General features: G+C 64.6%; 19 protein-coding genes. 3 read left to right on the top strand and 16 right to left on the bottom strand.

Annotation, left to right across the window (positions count from 1 at the left end; genetic code table 11):
- Positions 1-39: 39 nt before the first annotated feature.
- From E8F06_RS19845 to ubiE, 9 genes are all read right to left on the bottom strand, one after another.
- Positions 40-747: a 16S rRNA (uracil(1498)-N(3))-methyltransferase gene (locus E8F06_RS19845; RefSeq protein ID WP_280370281.1), complete on the bottom strand. Its 708-nt coding sequence runs from the start codon at positions 745-747 to the stop codon at positions 40-42.
- The gene (gene tatC / locus E8F06_RS19850) at positions 744-1,538 is read right to left on the bottom strand and encodes a twin-arginine translocase subunit TatC (protein ID WP_280370283.1); all 795 of its coding nucleotides are present in this window, start codon (positions 1,536-1,538) and stop codon (positions 744-746) included. Before tatC ends, E8F06_RS19845 begins: the two co-directional genes overlap by 4 nt.
- Positions 1,535-2,041 carry a Sec-independent protein translocase protein TatB gene (tatB, locus tag E8F06_RS19855; RefSeq protein ID WP_280370285.1) on the bottom strand — a complete coding sequence of 169 codons (507 nt, stop codon included), beginning with the start codon at positions 2,039-2,041 and terminating at the stop codon, positions 1,535-1,537. Before tatB ends, tatC begins: the two co-directional genes overlap by 4 nt.
- 6 nt (positions 2,042-2,047) lie before the next feature.
- Entirely contained in the window at positions 2,048-2,305 is a 258-nt protein-coding gene (locus tag E8F06_RS19860) for a twin-arginine translocase TatA/TatE family subunit (protein ID WP_151137852.1), read from the bottom strand.
- Positions 2,306-2,330: 25 nt separating this feature from the next.
- Positions 2,331-2,666: a phosphoribosyl-ATP diphosphatase gene (locus E8F06_RS19865; protein WP_151137849.1), complete on the bottom strand. Its 336-nt coding sequence runs from the start codon at positions 2,664-2,666 to the stop codon at positions 2,331-2,333.
- Positions 2,659-3,060: a phosphoribosyl-AMP cyclohydrolase gene (gene hisI, locus E8F06_RS19870; protein ID WP_280370288.1), complete on the bottom strand. Its 402-nt coding sequence runs from the start codon at positions 3,058-3,060 to the stop codon at positions 2,659-2,661. The genes E8F06_RS19865 and hisI overlap by 8 nt, the downstream gene beginning before the upstream one ends.
- Positions 3,061-3,138: 78 nt before the next feature.
- Positions 3,139-4,731: a ubiquinone biosynthesis regulatory protein kinase UbiB gene (gene ubiB, locus E8F06_RS19875; protein ID WP_280370289.1), complete on the bottom strand. Its 1,593-nt coding sequence runs from the start codon at positions 4,729-4,731 to the stop codon at positions 3,139-3,141.
- On the bottom strand, positions 4,728-5,345 hold the full coding sequence (locus tag E8F06_RS19880; RefSeq protein ID WP_280370291.1) for an SCP2 sterol-binding domain-containing protein: 618 nt from the start codon (positions 5,343-5,345) through the stop codon (positions 4,728-4,730). Before E8F06_RS19880 ends, ubiB begins: the two co-directional genes overlap by 4 nt.
- Complete coding sequence (ubiE, locus tag E8F06_RS19885) at positions 5,345-6,115, bottom strand: bifunctional demethylmenaquinone methyltransferase/2-methoxy-6-polyprenyl-1,4-benzoquinol methylase UbiE (protein WP_280370293.1); 771 nt, start codon at positions 6,113-6,115, stop codon at positions 5,345-5,347. Before ubiE ends, E8F06_RS19880 begins: the two co-directional genes overlap by 1 nt.
- Positions 6,116-6,257: 142 nt before the next feature.
- On the opposite strand from ubiE, the gene E8F06_RS19890 reads away from it, so the two are divergent.
- The 3 genes from E8F06_RS19890 (at position 6,258) to E8F06_RS19900 (ending at position 8,072) form a co-directional block, all read left to right on the top strand.
- The gene (locus E8F06_RS19890; protein WP_271471267.1) at positions 6,258-6,533 is read left to right on the top strand and encodes a polyhydroxyalkanoic acid system family protein; all 276 of its coding nucleotides are present in this window, start codon (positions 6,258-6,260) and stop codon (positions 6,531-6,533) included.
- 176 nt (positions 6,534-6,709) lie between these two features.
- Entirely contained in the window at positions 6,710-7,141 is a 432-nt protein-coding gene (locus E8F06_RS19895; RefSeq protein ID WP_280370297.1) for a phasin family protein, read from the top strand.
- 10 nt (positions 7,142-7,151) lie between these two features.
- Positions 7,152-8,072: a phasin family protein gene (locus E8F06_RS19900; RefSeq protein WP_280370298.1), complete on the top strand. Its 921-nt coding sequence runs from the start codon at positions 7,152-7,154 to the stop codon at positions 8,070-8,072.
- A 48-nt stretch (positions 8,073-8,120) separates the two neighbouring features.
- On the opposite strand, the gene E8F06_RS19905 is transcribed toward E8F06_RS19900, so the two are convergent.
- The 7 genes from E8F06_RS19905 to hslV all read right to left on the bottom strand — a co-directional run bounded on the left by E8F06_RS19905 (position 8,121) and on the right by hslV (position 15,960).
- Positions 8,121-8,735, bottom strand: a complete 615-nt coding sequence (locus E8F06_RS19905; RefSeq protein ID WP_280370300.1) for a TetR/AcrR family transcriptional regulator — start codon at positions 8,733-8,735, stop codon at positions 8,121-8,123.
- 73 nt (positions 8,736-8,808) lie between these two features.
- On the bottom strand, positions 8,809-10,491 hold the full coding sequence (phaC, locus tag E8F06_RS19910; protein WP_280370302.1) for a class II poly(R)-hydroxyalkanoic acid synthase: 1,683 nt from the start codon (positions 10,489-10,491) through the stop codon (positions 8,809-8,811).
- A gap of 171 nt (positions 10,492-10,662) precedes the next feature.
- Positions 10,663-11,520, bottom strand: a complete 858-nt coding sequence (gene phaZ / locus E8F06_RS19915; RefSeq protein ID WP_280370304.1) for a poly(3-hydroxyalkanoate) depolymerase — start codon at positions 11,518-11,520, stop codon at positions 10,663-10,665.
- Positions 11,521-11,673: 153 nt separating this feature from the next.
- Positions 11,674-13,353 (bottom strand): class II poly(R)-hydroxyalkanoic acid synthase, encoded by a 1,680-nt coding sequence (gene phaC / locus E8F06_RS19920; protein WP_280370306.1) that lies wholly within the window; start codon positions 13,351-13,353, stop codon positions 11,674-11,676.
- 276 nt (positions 13,354-13,629) lie between these two features.
- On the bottom strand, positions 13,630-14,004 hold the full coding sequence (locus E8F06_RS19925; RefSeq protein ID WP_280370308.1) for a DUF971 domain-containing protein: 375 nt from the start codon (positions 14,002-14,004) through the stop codon (positions 13,630-13,632).
- A gap of 58 nt (positions 14,005-14,062) precedes the next feature.
- Positions 14,063-15,400 carry an HslU--HslV peptidase ATPase subunit gene (gene hslU / locus E8F06_RS19930; RefSeq protein WP_280370310.1) on the bottom strand — a complete coding sequence of 446 codons (1,338 nt, stop codon included), beginning with the start codon at positions 15,398-15,400 and terminating at the stop codon, positions 14,063-14,065.
- Positions 15,401-15,429: 29 nt separating this feature from the next.
- Entirely contained in the window at positions 15,430-15,960 is a 531-nt protein-coding gene (gene hslV / locus E8F06_RS19935; protein ID WP_044870821.1) for an ATP-dependent protease subunit HslV, read from the bottom strand.
- Positions 15,961-16,093 lie beyond the last annotated feature (133 nt).

Genomic DNA, 16,093 nt, shown 5'->3' on the forward strand with positions numbered 1-16,093 from the left:
TCGGCAGGGAAACCGCGCGCTTGAAGTCGCTTCGTCGTCTCAGAAAAGCCGGGCGAGCAGGGCGGTGACCGCCGTTTCCACACGCAGGATGCGTTCGCCGAGTTGCACGGGCTGCAGGCCGGCTTCGTGCAGCTTCTCCACTTCGTAGGGAATCCAGCCGCCTTCCGGGCCGATGGCCAGGGTGATGGGCTCGTTCACTGCGCGTGGGCAGGGCGGGTAGTTGCCGGGGTGGCCCACCAGCCCCAGGGTGCCCGCGGCGAGCTGCGGCAGGCGGTCCTCGACGAAAGGCTTGAAGCGCTTTTCGATGACCACTTCGGGCAGGACGGTATCCCGCGCCTGTTCAAGGCCCAGGATCAGTTGCTCGCGAATGGCCGCAGGTTCGAGGAAGGGGGTCTGCCAGAAGCTCTTCTCCACGCGGTAGCTGTTCAACAGCACCAGGCGCGGCACGCCCATGGCGGCGACCGTCTGGAACACGCGGCGGAGCATTTTCGGCCGTGGCAGGGCCAGCAGCAGGGTGAGGGGCAGCTTGGCTGGCGGTGGCTGGTCGAAGCTCACTTCCAGCTCGGCGCAGGCAGTTTCGAGGCTGAGCAGGCGTCCCTGGCCCATCTGGCCGCCGAGGCGGCCGACCCGCAGGCTGTCGCCTTCCTCGGCACGATGGACTTCATGCAGGTGCTTGAGGCGCCGGCCTTCCAGGCGCACGCGGTCCGCCGCGACGAAGTCGCCGTCTTCGAGAAGGAGCAGGTTCACGGGCGGGTGGCGGGCGGTTGGTCGCCGGGCTCTTCGGTGTCGTCTTCCGGATGGTCGCCGCGCTTGCGGATCAGGCCGCCGAAGAACACGCCGACCTCGAACAGCAGCCACATGGGCACGGCCAGCAGAGTCTGGGAGAAGATGTCCGGCGGAGTCAGGACCATGCCCACCACGAAGCAACCGATGACCACGTAGGGACGGATGCGCTTGAGGTAGGCAACGTCGACCACGCCGATCCAGATCAGCAGCACCACTGCCACGGGGATTTCGAAGGCGACGCCGAAGGCGAAGAACAGCGTCATCACGAAATCGAGGTAGCTGGTGATGTCGGTCATCATCGACACACCTTCAGGCGTCACGCTGGCGAAGAAGTGGAAGATCAGCGGGAACACCAGGAAGTAGGCGAAGGCCATGCCGCCGTAGAACAGCACGATGCTCGACACCAGCAGCGGCAGGGCGATGCGTTTTTCGTGCTTGTACAGGCCGGGGGCGATGAAGCCCCAGACCTGGTGCAGGATCACCGGCATGGCGAGGAACAGCGCCACCACCATGGTCAGCTTGAACGGGGTGAGGAAGGGCGAGGCCACGTCGGTGGCGATCATGGTCGCGCCTTCCGGCAGGTACTGGCGCAGGGGCGCCGAGACCAGGGTGTAGATCTTCTGCGCGAAGTAGAACAGGCCGGCGAAGATCAGGAAGATCGCCGCTACGCAGCGCAACAGGCGTGTACGCAGTTCGGTGAGGTGCGAGACCAGGGGCATTTCCTGGTCTTGTTCCGGCTTCTGGTCGCTCATGGGGTGCGGGACGGCTGTTGCGGTTCGACGGGGGCCTGGGGCGCAGCCGGCGCTGTCGGGGTGGTCGCCGTGGAGGCGGACGACTGGGCGGGCGCGGGTTGGGCGGTTGGGTTCTGAGTGGGCGCGCTGGTCGCGGGAGCTTGTGCCGGCGCTACGGGAGCAGCGGGAGCCGCCGGACTGGCGGGTGTCTGGCTCGCGGGCGCGGCGGCCGGTGCAGCGCTTTCAGATTCGGAATCGGACAGCAGGGATTCGACCGTCGGAGGCACGATGCTCTCCTTGATCTGCTTCTCCAGCGCCATGATGTGTTCGTTATGCAGCTGGCGACGGATTTCGTCGGCGCCGATCTCGCGCTCGACCTCGGTCTTGATCGCATTGAAGCTGCGCTTGAGACGGCCGATCCAGAGGCCGGCGGTGCGCGCCGCGCCAGGCAGCCGTTCAGGCCCGAGCACCAGGAGGGCGATCAGGCCGATCAGCAGCAGTTCACCGAAGCTGATACCGAACATGGGGCATCAGTCCTTGCGGGTCACCGGGTCCTGCACTTGCTGCGCCTGGCCGTCGATGGTGTGCGGCTGGTTCAGCGGGGTGCCGGATTGCTGGGCGGTGGTCTGCTCGGGGGCCTTGTCGGCTTCCTCGGTGTTCATGGCCTTGCGGAAGCCCTTGATGGCTTCGCCAACGTCGGAGCCGAGGTTCTTCAGGCGCTTGGTGCCGAAGACCAGCACGACGACGATGAGAATGACCAGCCAGTGTTTCCAGTCGAAGATGCCCATGGTGTGTTCCTCTTGATTGTCTTTGTCAGGCGGATGGCTGGCGGGCGGCCTTTTCGGCGTGCCCGGACAGGCCAAAGCGACGGTCCAGTTCATCGAGTACGGCCTGGGGGTGCTGGCCGAGGGCGGCGAGCATGACCAGGCTGTGGAACCAGAGGTCGGCGGTTTCGTAGATCAGGTCGCTGGCATCGCCGCTGGTGGCGGCATCCTTGGCGGCGAGTATGGTTTCCACCGCCTCTTCCCCGACCTTCTCCAGAATCTTGTTCAGGCCCTTGTGGTACAGGCTGGCGACGTAGGAGCTGTCGGGCGCGGAGTTCTTGCGCTCTTCGAGTACCTCGGCCAGGCGGGCGAGAGTATCACTCATGGCTGTGTCCTGCGGCGTAGATGGCATGCGGGTCCTTGAGCACGGGGTCGACGGTCTTCCAGCCGCCATCCTCGTAGACGCGGTAGAAGCAGCTTTCGCGCCCAGTATGGCAGGCGATGCCGCCCAGCTGTTCGACCAGCAGGATGACGACGTCGGCGTCACAGTCCAGGCGCAGCTCGTGGAGTTGCTGTACATGGCCGGATTCCTCGCCCTTGCGCCAGAGCTTGGCACGGGAGCGTGACCAGTAGATGGCGCGGTTTTCGGCGACGGTAAGGGCAAGGGCTTCGCGGTTCATCCAGGCCATCATCAGTACGCGGCCTGTCTTGTGGTCCTGGGCGATCGCCGGCACCAGGCCTTCGGCGTTCCAGTGAATCTCTTCCAGCCAGTCTTTCATCGTGTCATCCACAACTGGGCCGGCCCCACAGGACCGGCGCTCGAATCGAAATAGTGTGCCAGTGCCGCTCCGGGCTGGCTATCGGCGCAGCACCAGATATAGACCGCCGGCCAGCATCAGCCAGCTCGGCCAGGTTTCGGCGGTGGGCGCCAGGCCCTGGGTTGCGGCGCCGGCGACCAGCAGCGCGCCGAGCAGGCGTGCCGGCCACTGGACGCTTACCGGCTGCTCGGTCTTCTGCGGTGCGCTGGTGGGCTTGGCCAGACGCTCCAGGGTGTCACGGGCGATCTGCGACAGGTGTGGCACCTGCTCGGCCTGTTGCTGCAGGTTACGCAGCAGTTGCAGGGGGCTGACGCGCTCGCGCATCCAGCGTTCGAGGAACGGCTGGGCAGTGGTCCAGAGGTCCAGGTCCGGGTAGAGCTGGCGGCCCAGGCCTTCGATGTTCAGCAGGGTCTTTTGCAACAGCACGAGCTGCGGCTGGACTTCCATGTTGAAGCGGCGGGCGGTCTGGAACAGGCGCAGCAGCAACTGGCCGAAGGAGATGTCTTTCAGCGGCTTCTCGAAGATGGGTTCGCAGACGGTACGAATGGCCGCTTCGAAGTCGTTGACCCTGGTTTCTGCCGGCACCCAGCCGGAGTCGATGTGCAGCTGGGCCACGCGGCGGTAGTCGCGCTTGAAGAAGGCGATCAGGTTGCGGGCGAGGTAATCCTGGTCCTCGGGGGTGAGGCTGCCGATGATCCCGCAGTCGATGGCAATGTACTGCGGGTTCCAGGGCTGGCGGGTGGCCACGAAGATGTTGCCGGGGTGCATGTCGGCGTGGAAGAAGCTGTCGCGGAACACCTGGGTGAAGAAGATTTCCACGCCGCGCTCGGCCAGCAGCTTCATGTCGGTACGCTGGTCGGCAAGGGTGGTCATGTCAGTCACCGGGATGCCGTAGATACGTTCCATCACCAGTACCTTGGGGCGGCACCAGTCCCAGTAGACCTGGGGCACGTAGAGCAGTGGCGAGTCGTCGAAGTTGCGTCGCAACTGGCTGGAGTTGGCCGCCTCGCGCAGCAGGTCGAGCTCGTCGTAGATGGTCTTCTCGTAGTCGTCCACCACCTCCACCGGGCGCAAGCGGCGGGCGTCGGCGGACACGCGTTCGGCCAGGCGGGCGAGGAGGAACAGCCAGGCGAGGTCCTGGCGGATGATCGGCCGCAGGTTCGGGCGGATCACTTTCACCACCACTTCTTCGCCGCTTTTCAGCTGGGCGGCGTGGACCTGGGCCACCGAGGCCGAGGCCAGTGGCTCGACGTCGAAGCGGGCGAACACCTCGCTGACCTTGGCCCCCAGTTGTTCCTCGATACGCGCGACGGCCTTTTCCGGCGCGAACGGCGGTACCTGGTCTTGCAGGCGGGCCAGTTCGTCGGCGATGTCGGGCGGCATCAGGTCGCGGCGAGTGGACAGCAACTGGCCGAACTTGATGAAGATCGGACCGAGGTCTTCCAACGCCAGGCGCAGGCGCGCACCACGGGATAGCGGCAGTTCCTTGCGTGGCAGCCAGCGCCAGGGCAGGGCGTAGCTCAGCGTGCGCAGCCACCAGGGCAGCGGCAGTTCGAGCAGCAGGTCATCGAGTCGGTAGCGGATGACGACCTGCTGGATGCGCAGCAGGCGGCGGGCGGCGAGCAGCTTCATGCGTTGGGCTTGGTTCTCTGGTTCAGGCGCTCGACGCGGGCATCGAGGCGGTCGAGGGCGAGCTTGAGGCGGTCCAGTTCGGCGAAGCGTGCGTCGGCTTCGCGGCGGCCCACCAGTGTGCGCGACTCTTCGGCCAGGTAGTCGGCGAGGTTCTGCCGCAGGTTGTCCAGCCCCTGTCCGGCCCAGCTGGCGCGGCTCCTCAGGTGGCCGGCGAGCAATTGCGTGCCGACCGGGCCGAGCCAGCGAGACAGCTCGTATTCCCAGTCCAGTTCGAGGTCCTGGAGGATGGCTGCCAGTTCGAGCAGCACGGCGCTGTCGCCTTCCAGGGTGACTTCGGGGCTGTGCAGGACGGCGGTCTTTTCCCGCGTGGTGGCCAGCTTCAGCAGGCTGCTGGCGGGCGCCCGCAGGCGGCAATCGGCGGGAGCGGACCAATGGGCGGAGAGCTTCAGGCCATCGCCGCCGGGGAGCAGGAAGAGGGTCAGCGCCGGGCTCTGGCAATCGACCTCGATGACGCTGCCTTCCAGTGCGGACATGCGCGGCAACGCGGTGCTGTCCAGGGCGAGCACCCTGTTCAGGCCGAGCTCGATACCGGCCAGCAGCGCCTGGGTCAGCATCAGGGCTTGATGCCGCGATGCAGGGCGACGATGCCGCCGGTCATGTTGTGGTAGGTGACGCGTTCGAAGCCGGCTTCGGACATCATCGCCTTGAGGGTCTCCTGGTCCGGGTGCATGCGGATCGACTCGGCCAGGTAGCGGTAGCTTTCGGCGTCGTTGGTGATCAGCTTGCCCATCAGCGGCAGGAGGCTGAAGGAGTAGGCGTCATAAGCCTTGGACAGCAGGCCGCTGGTGGGTTTGGAGAACTCCAGCACCAGCAGGCGACCGCCCGGCTTGAGCACCCGCAGCATGGAACGAATGGCTTCGTCCTTGTGGGTGACGTTGCGCAGGCCGAAGGCGATGGTGACCACGTCGAAGTGATTGTCGGGGAAGGGCAGCTTCTCGGCATTGGCCTGGACGAAGCTGACGTTTCCGGCCACGCCACTGTCCAGCAGCTTGTCGCGGCCCACCTTGAGCATCGAGGCGTTGATGTCGGCCAGCACCACTTCGCCGGTCACGCCCACCAGGCGCGAGAACTGACGGGTGAGGTCGCCGGTACCGCCAGCGATGTCCAGCACACGGTTGCCCGGACGCACGCCGGACAGCTCGATGGTGAAGCGCTTCCACAGGCGGTGGACGCCACCGGACATCAGGTCGTTCATCAGGTCGTACTTGGCCGCAACCGAGTGGAATACCTCGGCGACCTTGTCTGCCTTCTGGCTTTCGGGGACCTGCTGGTAACCGAAGTGAGTCGTGGGTTCGGCGTCGTTGCCTTTGCGCGGGTCGTTCATGTCAATGCCACCGGAATTGAATGGCGGCCATTCTAATGCCGGCGCCCGGCTTTGTCTTGGCGACCGGGTGTTGCAGGGGCGGCCAGGGCGCGTGGTGGCTGGTATAGTCGCGCGACCAAAGGTCGCAGTACAGGAAACCCCAATGTCCCGCATCCATGTCGAACGTCCCCATGCCCTCGGTCTTGAGGCCGTCCGGGAGAAAGCCGAGAAGCTGGCACAGCGCCTGGCGCGTGAGTACGACGTGCGTTACCAGTGGCGCGGCGACACCCTGGAATTCAAGCGCAGCGGTGCCGACGGTTCGATCGAGGTGAGTGACGCCAGGGTGCGTGTCGAGGTCAAGCTGGGCCTGCTGCTCTCGACCATGAGCGGCAGTATCAAGCGCGAAATCGAGAGGGCGCTGGACGAGTACCTGGCCTGAGCCAGCCTGCTCCAGAGGGCCGCTTCGCGGCCCTTCGCAAATGAATTCGTTCCCACGGGTACCGTGCCCGAAACAGTCCGCGGCGCGGCTAGTATGCGGTTTCTAATTTTCCTCGCTACCTTGCGCATAAGTCCTCAAAAAGGACGAGTCATCTACCTTTCAGCGTGAGGTGCACCATGGCCAAAGTAGCCGTCAAAAAGAAAGTCGAGAAAGCCGAAAGCAAGTCCACCGTCATTGCCGACGTGAAGCTCTATGCCCGCAAGATCTGGCTGGCTGGCCTGGGTGCCTACGCCAAGGCTGGCGCCGAGGGCGTCGATTACTTCAAGGAGCTGGTGAAGGCCGGCGAAGGCGTCGAGAAGCAGGGCAAGAAGCTGGTGGACGAGCAGGTCGAAGCCGCCAACAGCCAGTTCGACAGCGTCAAGAACCGCGTTACCGGCGTGAAGGAAAAGGTCGAGGTTCAGTTCGACAAGATCGAGACGGCTTTCGACAACCGTGTAGCCAGCGCTCTCAATCGCATCGGTATTCCCTCGCGGCAGGACGTTGAGGCACTCTCTGCTAAGCTTGATGAGCTGAGCGCGTTGCTCGAGCACGTCGCGCGAACCAAATAAGGAGAGCAGGATGGCTGGCAAGAAGAAAACCGATAAAGACACCAACTCCTGGATCGGCGAGATCGAGAAATACTCGCGCCAGATCTGGCTGGCTGGCTTGGGGGCCTACTCGAAGATCAGCAACGACGGCTCCAAGCTGTTCGATACGCTGGTCAAGGATGGAGAGAAGGCCGAGAAGCAGGCCAAGACCGAGGTGGACAAGCAGGTAGACGCGGTCAAGTCGACTGTTGGCTCCCGCGTGGGCACGGCCAAGTCCAAGGTCGAAGAGGTCAAGGGCAAGGCGATCGGTAAGTGGAGCGAGCTGGAAGAGGCTTTCGACAAGCGTCTGAACAGCGCCATTTCCCGTCTCGGCGTGCCCAGCCGCACTGAAGTGAAAGACCTGCAAGGCAAGGTGGATTCCCTGACCAAGCAGCTCGAGAAACTCACCGGTGTGTCGGCCAAGTCGGTCAAACCTGCAGCCAAGCCTGCCGCAAAACCGGCAGCCAAGGCCGCCGCTAAGCCCGCTGCCAAGCCTGCTGCCAAGGTCGCCGCCGCCAAGCCGGCTGCCAAAGCTGCTGCTGCGAAGCCGGCGGCCAAGGCTGCTGCGAAACCGGCTGCCAAACCGGCCGCCGCTGCTGCCAAACCTGCAGCCAAAGCCGCCGCCAAACCGGCTGCCAAGCCTGCAGCCGCGAAACCGGCCGCAGCCGCCAAGCCCGCCGCAGCGAAGCCCGCTACCAAGCCGGCCGCCGCGGCCAAGCCTGCTGCAGCCAAGCCCGCCGCCGCGAAGAAGCCGGCAGTGAAGAAGCCCGCCGCGCCCAAGGCTGCCAAGCCAGCAGCACCGGCTCCGGTCGCCCCGGCAGCGCCTGCAGCATCGGCCGCTCCGGCACCCAGCGTGGCACCGGCTCCGGCAGCACCGGCTACTCCGGCAAGCCCGCCGGCCAGCCAGTCCTGATTGGTATCGGTATGACGAAAACGCCCGGCTTGTCCGGGCGTTTTCGTTTCAGGCGTCCAGATAACGTCTGGCGAGGCTTTCGGCGGCGTGTCGGGAGCCGGGTCGAAGGTGCGGGGCCACCAGCATCATCACCTGGTAGACCACGAGGCGAATCTCGCCGCCGCTTCCCAGTACCCGCTGGTAGTCGAGGGAGAACAGCAGGGTCAGGGTGATCTGCTCCACCAGCTGGCCGAGGGACTCGGTATCGCTGACCAGTTGCTCTTCGGCTTTCAGCCGGGCCAGCAGGGCAGCCAGGGTCCGCTTGAGGTGGTTCAGCCAGTTGCGCATTCCCTTCGCCAGCTTCGGCAGGCGGCCAGCCAGGTTGGAGAGGTCCTGGAAGAGGAAGCGGTAACGCGACAGCCGCTCGACGATCAGGTGCAGGAACAGCCAGTAATCCTCGGCATCCAGTTGCGCGTCGGCCGGTGGGTCGAGCAGCGGCGCCAGTTCCTCCTGGAAACGCTCGAACAGCGCCATCACCAGGGGTTCCTTGCCGTGGAAGTGGTAGTAGAGGTTGCCGGGGCTGATGCCCAGCTCGGTGGCGATTTCCAGAGTGGTGACGTTGGGTTCGCCGTTGCGATTGAACAGCTCAAGGGCGCATTCGAGGATGCGGTCGCGGGTCTTCATCCAGGGTACTGCCAGCCTTTCCGTAAAGAGGTGAAGGGCCGGCCGGGCGATCGCCGGGCCGGCCGCCGGGGTGTCAGCGCACGTGCACGTAGGTGCCGGGAGCGGCTTCCATCGCGGGGTAATCCTGGTTGCCCAGGGCCGTGATGGTTTCCCGCTGCTCGCCGGAGCGCTCTTGGATCCAGCCCAGCCATTGCGCCCACCAGCTGCCCTGTACGTGCCTGGCGTCGTAGTACCAGGCGCGTGGGTCGGAGGTGAGCTTGCCGTTCTCGTAGTAGTTCGCCTTGGGATTGCCCGGCGGATTGAGAATGCTCTGGATATGGCCGCTGTTGGACAGCACGAAACGGCTGTCGCCGCCCAGCAGCAGGGCGGAGCGGTAGACGGCGTCCCAGGGGGTGATGTGGTCGTTGATGCCGGCCACGCTGAAGCTGTCCACCGTGACCTTCTGCAGGTCGATGGGCGTACCGCAGATTTCCAGGGCGCCGCCGCGGGTCAGCGGGTTGTGCTTGAAGAAGTCCAGCATGTCGCCGTGCAGCGCGGCGGGCAGGCGGGTGTTGTCGTTGTTCCAGTAGAGGATGTCGAAGGCCGGGGGTTCTCGGCCCAGCAGGTAGTTGTTGACGAAGTAGTTCCACACCAGGTCGTTCGGGCGCATCCAGGCGAAGACCTTGGCCATGTCCTTGCCGTCGAGCACGCCGGCCTGGTACGAGCGGCGCTTGGCGGCTTCGAGGGTCTGCTCATCGGCAAAGAGCGCGGCCGGGCTGTCCACCTGGCTGTCCAGCAGACTGACCAGGTAGGTGGCGCTGGTGACCTTGCGCAGCTGCCGACGCGACTGCAGGTGGCCCTGCAGGGCGGCGATGGTGAGGCCGCCGGCGCAGGCTCCAACCAGGTTGACCTCCTTGCTGCCGGTGATGGCGCGGCAGGCTTCGAAGGCTTCTTCCAGGGCCTGTACATAGGTGGAGAGGCCCCATTCGCGATGACGCGCATCGGGGTTGCGCCAGCTCACCATGAACACCTGCAGGCCGTTCTTCAGGGCGTACTGGACAAAGCTCTTATCCGGCGCGAGGTCGAAGATGTAGTACTTGTTGATCTGCGGCGGCACCACCAGCAATGGGCGCAGGTACTGCTTCTCGCTCATCGGCTTGTACTGGATCAGCTCCAGCAGCTCGTTGCGGAAGACCACGGCGCCGGGGGTGTTGGCGAGGTTACGGCCGATCTCGAAGGCGTGCTTGCTGACCTGGCTGGGCATGCCGTCGTTGTGCAGCAGGTCATCCACCAGATTGCCGAGGCCTTTCACCAGGCTGAGGCCGCCGGTGTTGAACAGCTCCTTCACCGCCTGTGGGTTGAGCAGGCTGTTGGTGGGGGAGAGGGCGTCGCTCAACTGGGCCAGGACGAAGCGGGCCCGGGCGCGGTCGTCGTCGCTGAGATCGCTTTCGTCGATCCAGGTGCTGAGCTGTTTCTGCCAGGCCAGATAGACCTGCAGGCCGCGGCGGTAGAAGGGGTTGTGCTGCCAGGACGGGTCGGCGAAACGGCTGTCCTGTGGGTTGGGCTGGTGCAGGGTATCGCCGAGCAGCGCGCGGCCGACCTGGCCGCCGAAGGCGAGCATGTGTCGCGCACTGTGCACCGGATGCCGCAGTCCTTGCAGCGCCAGGTTGCGTACCGTGGAAAACAGATCTTTGCCGCGAAGCCCCACGATGGCGTTCTGCGCATTCATGAAGGCGGCGGGTACCGGCAAGGTGCCCGGGATTTGTTTTTCTCGCATGGGGCAACGCTCCGTATTCGGTCCGTGGTTCAGGAGGACTACAGCAAGGCTTGTACCACCAGGAGCCCGAAGGGCATTCCAGACTATCTCCAGCAAAATTCAAGTTGATGACAGCGCGCACCGGTCTGGTTCGCGTGTCATGCGGCCGCCCCACAAAGGAGCGGCAGGTTCTCAGCTACTGCGCAGCGGCACGGCCTGGGGGTGGATCACCGCGCGCTGACGCTCCTCGGCGAGGAACTTCATGATGATCGGCGCCACCGTTTCGGCACGGGTCACGAGGAACAGGTGACCGTCGTCGATCACGTGGAGTTCCGCATTGGGGATGCGCCAGGCGAGCAGGCGCATGTTCACCAGCGGGATGATCGGATCGTCGTCGCCGGCCAGCACCAGGGTCGGCTGGCGGATGCGATGCAGCCAGTGGATGCTGGTCCAGCCGAGCCCCGCGAACAGTTGCCAGTAGTAGCCCATCTTGCCGGAGGAACGCACCTTGCTGGCGTGGGCCATGGCCAGGCCCGGATCGCGACGGAAGGCGCCGCCGTAGATGTCCGGGGCGATATGCACGCCGTAGGACGGCTGGATGTAGCGCCGCGGACTGGCCATGCGCCAGAGCACCTTGGGCTTGCCAGGCACCATGACGGCACCGGCCGAGGTGGCGGCGAGGATCAGTTTCTTGCAGCGCTCCGGGTAGTCATGGGCGAACTGCTGGGCCAGGGCGCCGCCCCAGGACACGCCAATGGCGCTGACCTGGCCGTAGTCCAGGTAATCCAGCATGCGCGCGGCGAGCTTGGCCAGGCCGGAGAAGCGGTAAGGCACGTTGGGGGTGGACGAGCCGCCGACGCCGGGCACGTCGAAGGCGATCACTTCCAGGTCCGGGTCCAGGGCCTGGACGAAGGGGAATACCAGTTCGAGGTTGGCGCCGATGCCGTTGAAGATCAGCAGCGGCGTCATGTGCGACTGACCGGGGCGGACGGCGGTCCGGATGGTCTGGCCATCCAGCTCGATGGTTCGGAATACGAAAGGTAGCGGCATGCGCGGAGCCCTATTGAAGATAAAACCGGGAGCAGCCGCCAGCGGCTGCTCCCGAAATCGCCAGGCAGTGCCTGGTTGGCACCGCCGGCAATTGCCGGCGGCGCGCAGGGCACATCCCGGTGCCATGGGCAGTGGTGCGCAGGGCGCAGTCTTTCATCGCTCGTGCACGTAGGTGCCGGGCGAGGCTTCACCGGCCGGGAAGGCCTTGTTGCCCAGGGTGAAGTTGGCTTTCTTGGCCTTGCCAGAGCGATCGGCAATCCATTGCTGCCAGTGCAGCCACCAGGAGTCGGCGTGCTTGGTGGCGTTATCCAGCCAGGCTTTCGGATCCTCCGGCATTTCACTGCTGGTGGAGAATCGCGCCTTGGGGTTGCCCGGCGGGTTGAGGATGCTCTGGATGTGGCCGCTGTTGGACAGCACGAACTCGCACTTGCCGCCCAGCAGCCGCGCCGAGCGGTAGCAGGCTTCCCAGGGGGTGATGTGGTCGGTGGTGCCGGCCACGCAGTAGAAGTCGCAGGTGACCTGCTTGAGGTCGATGGGGGTGCCGCAGACTTCCAGCGCGTTGGGGCGGGTCAGCGGGTTGGTCTTGAACATTTCCACCAGCTCGCCGTGCAGCGCGGCAGGTAGGCGTGTGGTGTCGTTGTTCCAGTAGAGGATGTCGAAGGCCGGCGGCTCATTGCCCAGCAGGTAGTTGTTGACCCAGTAGTTCCAGATCAGGTCGTTGGGGCGCATCCAGGCGAACACCTTGGCCATGTCCTTGCCCTCCAGCACACCGGCCTGGTACGAGCGGCGCTTGGCGGCTTCGAGGGTCTGCTCGTCGGCGAACAGGGCGACCTGGGTGTCGAGGTTGAAGTCCAGCACGCTGACCATCTGGGTGAAGGCGTTGACCTTGTTCTCGCCGATCGCCTGGTAATGGCCGAGCAGGGCGACGGTGGTGATGCCGCCGGAGCACGCGCCGAGGATGTTGAGGTCCTTGGCGCCGGTGATCTTCAGGATGACGTCGATGGTTTCCTTGAGGGCATCGATGTAGGTGGACAGGCCCCACTCGCGTTGCGCCTTGGTCGGGTTGCGCCAGCTGACGATGAAGGTTTGCAGGCCGTTGCGCAGGCAGAAGCGCGCCAGGCTCTTTTCCGGCGACAGGTCGAATACGTAGAACTTGTTGATCTGCGGCGGCACCACCAGCAGCGGGCGCTCGTGCACGCTTTCGGTGATGGGCTTGAACTGGATCAGCTCCAGTACGTCATTGCGATAGACCACCGCGCCTTCGGTGGTGGCGAGGTTCTGGCCGACCTCGAAGGCGTCCATGTTCACCTGGCTCGGCATGCCGCCGTTGTTCACCAGGTCCTTGGCCAGATGAGAAAGGCCGTCCAGCAGGCTCTTGCCGCCGGTTTCGAAGAAGCGCTTCACCGCAGCCGGGTTGGCCATGCTGTTGGTGGGCGCCATGGCCTCGGTCATCAGGTTGATGACGAAATGACCGCGGCTGGTGTCCTGTTCGGAGAGATTGCTGTGCGCGATCCACTGGTGCAGTTCCTTGCGCCAGGCGAGGTAGGTCTGCAGGTAACGCTTGTACAGCGGGTTCTGGCTCCAGGCCGGGTCACTGAAACGGCGGTCATCGGCTTCAGGTTGCAGGCCGGATTGGCCGAGCACCACGTTCTTCAGTTCCAGGCCGAAATGAGCGACGTGCTTTGCACTGTGGAAAGGTTGCTTGATGGCTTGCAACAGCACCATCCGCGCTGAAGACAGCAGATCCTTGCCACGGATACCTATCACCGGATTGAGGTTCAAGGTGTTGTCCGAGGCTTGGCGCTGCAGGTCTTCATTGTTCTTGTTGCTCATCTACGACGCTCCATTGTCCTGAGTCGAACAGCGCCCTGGCGAAGCAGTGCGCTGACACGCTCGGGTTACCGGGAAGGCGAAGCGAACTTCGCGTATTTCTCTGTATCTGGCGATGCCAAATGCATGGAACTTGCCAGAAATTGGTTACCTGAGTTTGTCAGTTTGCGCAAGCTGACCACTGAGAGGGCGCTGCCCCGCGAGTATGTCGCGAGCCATTAGAAAATGCGCCCTAACCTTGGGCGGTATGCGCGGGGATGGAGCGCGGCCTGCACCGCGTCAGAGCATGATTTTCACCACCGATTCGTCGGGGTCGCGGGAACGGCCTGCGGCTGCGAGCTCCTGCAGGTAGTCGTTCCACAGCTCTTCCTGACGGGTGGCGAGTTGGTAGAGGTAGTCCCAGGTGAAGAGGCCGCTGTCGTGGCCGTCGTCGAAGGTCAGTTTCAGGGCGTAGTTGCCGGCCGGTTCCAGCCTGGTCAGGCCGACGTTCAGCTTGCCGTGCTGGAGGATGGGCTTGCCGTGGCCCTGCACCTCTGCTGAAGGCGAGTGCACGCGCAGGAACTCGGCGGAGAGGGTGTAGCTTTCCTGCGGGCCGTATTTCAGGGTCAGAGTCCTGGAGGCCTTGTGTAGTTCAATACCGCTGGGGATGCGCATTTCGGGGTCTCCAAACGGATACAGCCGGCAATTGCCGGCTGTATCCAGTGTGCGCCTGTCAGAGGATGTAGCGCGACAGGTCTTCGTCCTGGGCCAGTTCACCGAGGTGGCCGTTCACGTACGCGGCATCGATGTGGATCGGTGTCTCGTCATGTTGCGCTGCGAGATCGCCGGCGCTGAAGGAAACCTCTTCCAGCAGGCGCTCGATCAGCGTGTGCAGGCGACGGGCACCGATGTTCTCGGTCTTCTCGTTGACCTGCCAGGCGATTTCGGCCAGGCGCTTGATGCCATCCTGGGCGAACTCGATGTTCAGGCCTTCGGTCTTCAGCAGTGCGCTGTACTGCTCGGTCAGCGAGGCGTGGGGCTCGGTCAGGATGCGCTCGAAGTCTTCCGGCGACAGGGCCTTCAGCTCGACGCGGATCGGCAGGCGGCCCTGCAGTTCCGGCACCAGGTCGCTGGGCTTGGACAGGTGGAAGGCACCAGAGGCGATGAACAGGATGTGGTCGGTCTTGACCATGCCCAGCTTGGTGTTCACGGTGCAGCCTTCGATCAGCGGCAGCAGGTCGCGCTGCACGCCTTCGCGGGAGACATCGGCGCCGCCGACGTTGCCGCGCTTGGCCACTTTGTCGATCTCGTCGATGAAGACGATGCCGTTCTGTTCCACAGCTTCCAGCGCAGCGGCTTTCAGGTCTTCCTCGTTGACCAGGCGCGCGGCTTCTTCGTCGCGTACCAGCTTCATGGCTTCCTTGACCTTCAGCTTGCGGGACTTGCGCTTGCCCTTGCCGAGGTTGGAGAAGAGGTTCTGCAGCTGGTTGGTCATCTCCTCCATGCCGGGCGGGGCCATGATTTCCACGCCAGCCGGGGATTCGGCTACTTCGATGTCGATTTCCTTGTCGTCCAGCTGGCCTTCGCGCAGGCGCTTGCGGAACAGCTGACGGGTATTGGAGTCCTCGCGCGGCGCCTCATCGCCGAAGCCGGTACGGGCTGGAGGCAGCAGAGCGTCAAGGATGCGCTCCTCGGCGGCGTCTTCGGCGCGGTAGCGCACGCGGTGCATTTCCTGCTCGCGCATCATCTTCACGGCGGCGTCGGCCAGGTCGCGGATGATGGATTCGACGTCTCGGCCGACGTAGCCCACTTCAGTGAACTTGGTGGCTTCGACCTTGATGAAGGGCGCGTTGGCGAGCTTCGCCAGGCGACGGGCGATTTCGGTCTTGCCGACACCGGTCGGGCCGATCATCAGGATGTTCTTCGGCGTCACCTCGGCGCGCAGTTCGGCCGGCAGTTGCATGCGGCGCCAGCGGTTGCGCAGGGCGATGGCGACGGCGCGCTTGGCGTCGTCCTGGCCAACGATGTGGCGGTTGAGTTCGTGGACGATTTCGCGGGGCGTCATGGACATGAATGTTGCTCCAATGCGGGACGGCGGCCTTACTCGGCGCTGTCCAGCTCCTCGATGGTCAGGTTCTGGTTGGTGAACACGCAGATGGAGCCGGCGATGTTCAGGGCGGTCTCGGCCACTTCACGGGCGGACAGCTCGGTGTGTTGCAGCAGCGCCAGGGCGGCGGCCTGGGCAAAACCGCCGCCGGAGCCCATGGCGATCAGGCCGTGCTCGGGTTCGACCACGTCACCGTTGCCGGTGATGATCAGCGAGGCATCCTTGTTGGCCACGGCGAGCATGGCTTCCAGGCGGCTCAGGGAGCGGTCGGTACGCCAGTCCTTGGCCAGTTCGACGGCGGCGCGGACGAGATGGCCCTGGTGCTTTTCCAGCTGCCCTTCGAAGCGTTCGAACAGGGTGAAGGCGTCGGCGGTGGCACCGGCGAAGCCGGCCAGGACCTGGCCGTGGTAGAGGCGACGGACCTTGCGGGCGTTGCTCTTCATGACGGTGTTGCCGAGGGAAACCTGGCCGTCGCCGCCCATGACGACTTTGCCGTTGCGGCGGACTGAAACGATGGTGGTCAAGGGGAGAGTCTCCACGCAGCGGGGCGGAAATGCCCGAATGGAAACTCAGATGGGGGGCCTTGCCCAGCTTTTCAACCGGGCAAGGACGATTGGCAGTCTGTTGAAAAAACTACCTGCGCTGTCGATGCGTCGT

It is taken from the genome of Pseudomonas sp. BN411, assembly GCF_029871235.1.
Classification (GTDB): Bacteria; Pseudomonadota; Gammaproteobacteria; order Pseudomonadales; family Pseudomonadaceae; genus Metapseudomonas.

Coding starts and splice junctions, on each gene's coding strand:
- hisI (WP_280370288.1), bottom strand. CDS start 3,060: ATGAAAGACTGGCTGGAAGAGATTCACTGGAACGCCGAAGGCCTGGTG.
- E8F06_RS19865 (WP_151137849.1), bottom strand. CDS start 2,666: ATGAGTGATACTCTCGCCCGCCTGGCCGAGGTACTCGAAGAGCGCAAG.
- phaC (WP_280370306.1), bottom strand. CDS start 13,353: ATGAGCAACAAGAACAATGAAGACCTGCAGCGCCAAGCCTCGGACAAC.
- E8F06_RS19925 (WP_280370308.1), bottom strand. CDS start 14,004: ATGCGCATCCCCAGCGGTATTGAACTACACAAGGCCTCCAGGACTCTG.
- phaZ (WP_280370304.1), bottom strand. CDS start 11,520: ATGCCGCTACCTTTCGTATTCCGAACCATCGAGCTGGATGGCCAGACC.
- E8F06_RS19895 (WP_280370297.1), top strand. CDS start 6,710: ATGGCCAAAGTAGCCGTCAAAAAGAAAGTCGAGAAAGCCGAAAGCAAG.
- hslU (WP_280370310.1), bottom strand. CDS start 15,400: ATGTCCATGACGCCCCGCGAAATCGTCCACGAACTCAACCGCCACATC.
- tatC (WP_280370283.1), bottom strand. CDS start 1,538: ATGAGCGACCAGAAGCCGGAACAAGACCAGGAAATGCCCCTGGTCTCG.
- E8F06_RS19900 (WP_280370298.1), top strand. CDS start 7,152: ATGGCTGGCAAGAAGAAAACCGATAAAGACACCAACTCCTGGATCGGC.
- ubiE (WP_280370293.1), bottom strand. CDS start 6,115: ATGAACGACCCGCGCAAAGGCAACGACGCCGAACCCACGACTCACTTC.
- tatB (WP_280370285.1), bottom strand. CDS start 2,041: ATGTTCGGTATCAGCTTCGGTGAACTGCTGCTGATCGGCCTGATCGCC.
- E8F06_RS19880 (WP_280370291.1), bottom strand. CDS start 5,345: ATGCTGACCCAGGCGCTGCTGGCCGGTATCGAGCTCGGCCTGAACAGG.
- ubiB (WP_280370289.1), bottom strand. CDS start 4,731: ATGAAGCTGCTCGCCGCCCGCCGCCTGCTGCGCATCCAGCAGGTCGTC.
- E8F06_RS19905 (WP_280370300.1), bottom strand. CDS start 8,735: ATGAAGACCCGCGACCGCATCCTCGAATGCGCCCTTGAGCTGTTCAAT.
- E8F06_RS19890 (WP_271471267.1), top strand. CDS start 6,258: ATGTCCCGCATCCATGTCGAACGTCCCCATGCCCTCGGTCTTGAGGCC.
- phaC (WP_280370302.1), bottom strand. CDS start 10,491: ATGCGAGAAAAACAAATCCCGGGCACCTTGCCGGTACCCGCCGCCTTC.
- E8F06_RS19860 (WP_151137852.1), bottom strand. CDS start 2,305: ATGGGCATCTTCGACTGGAAACACTGGCTGGTCATTCTCATCGTCGTC.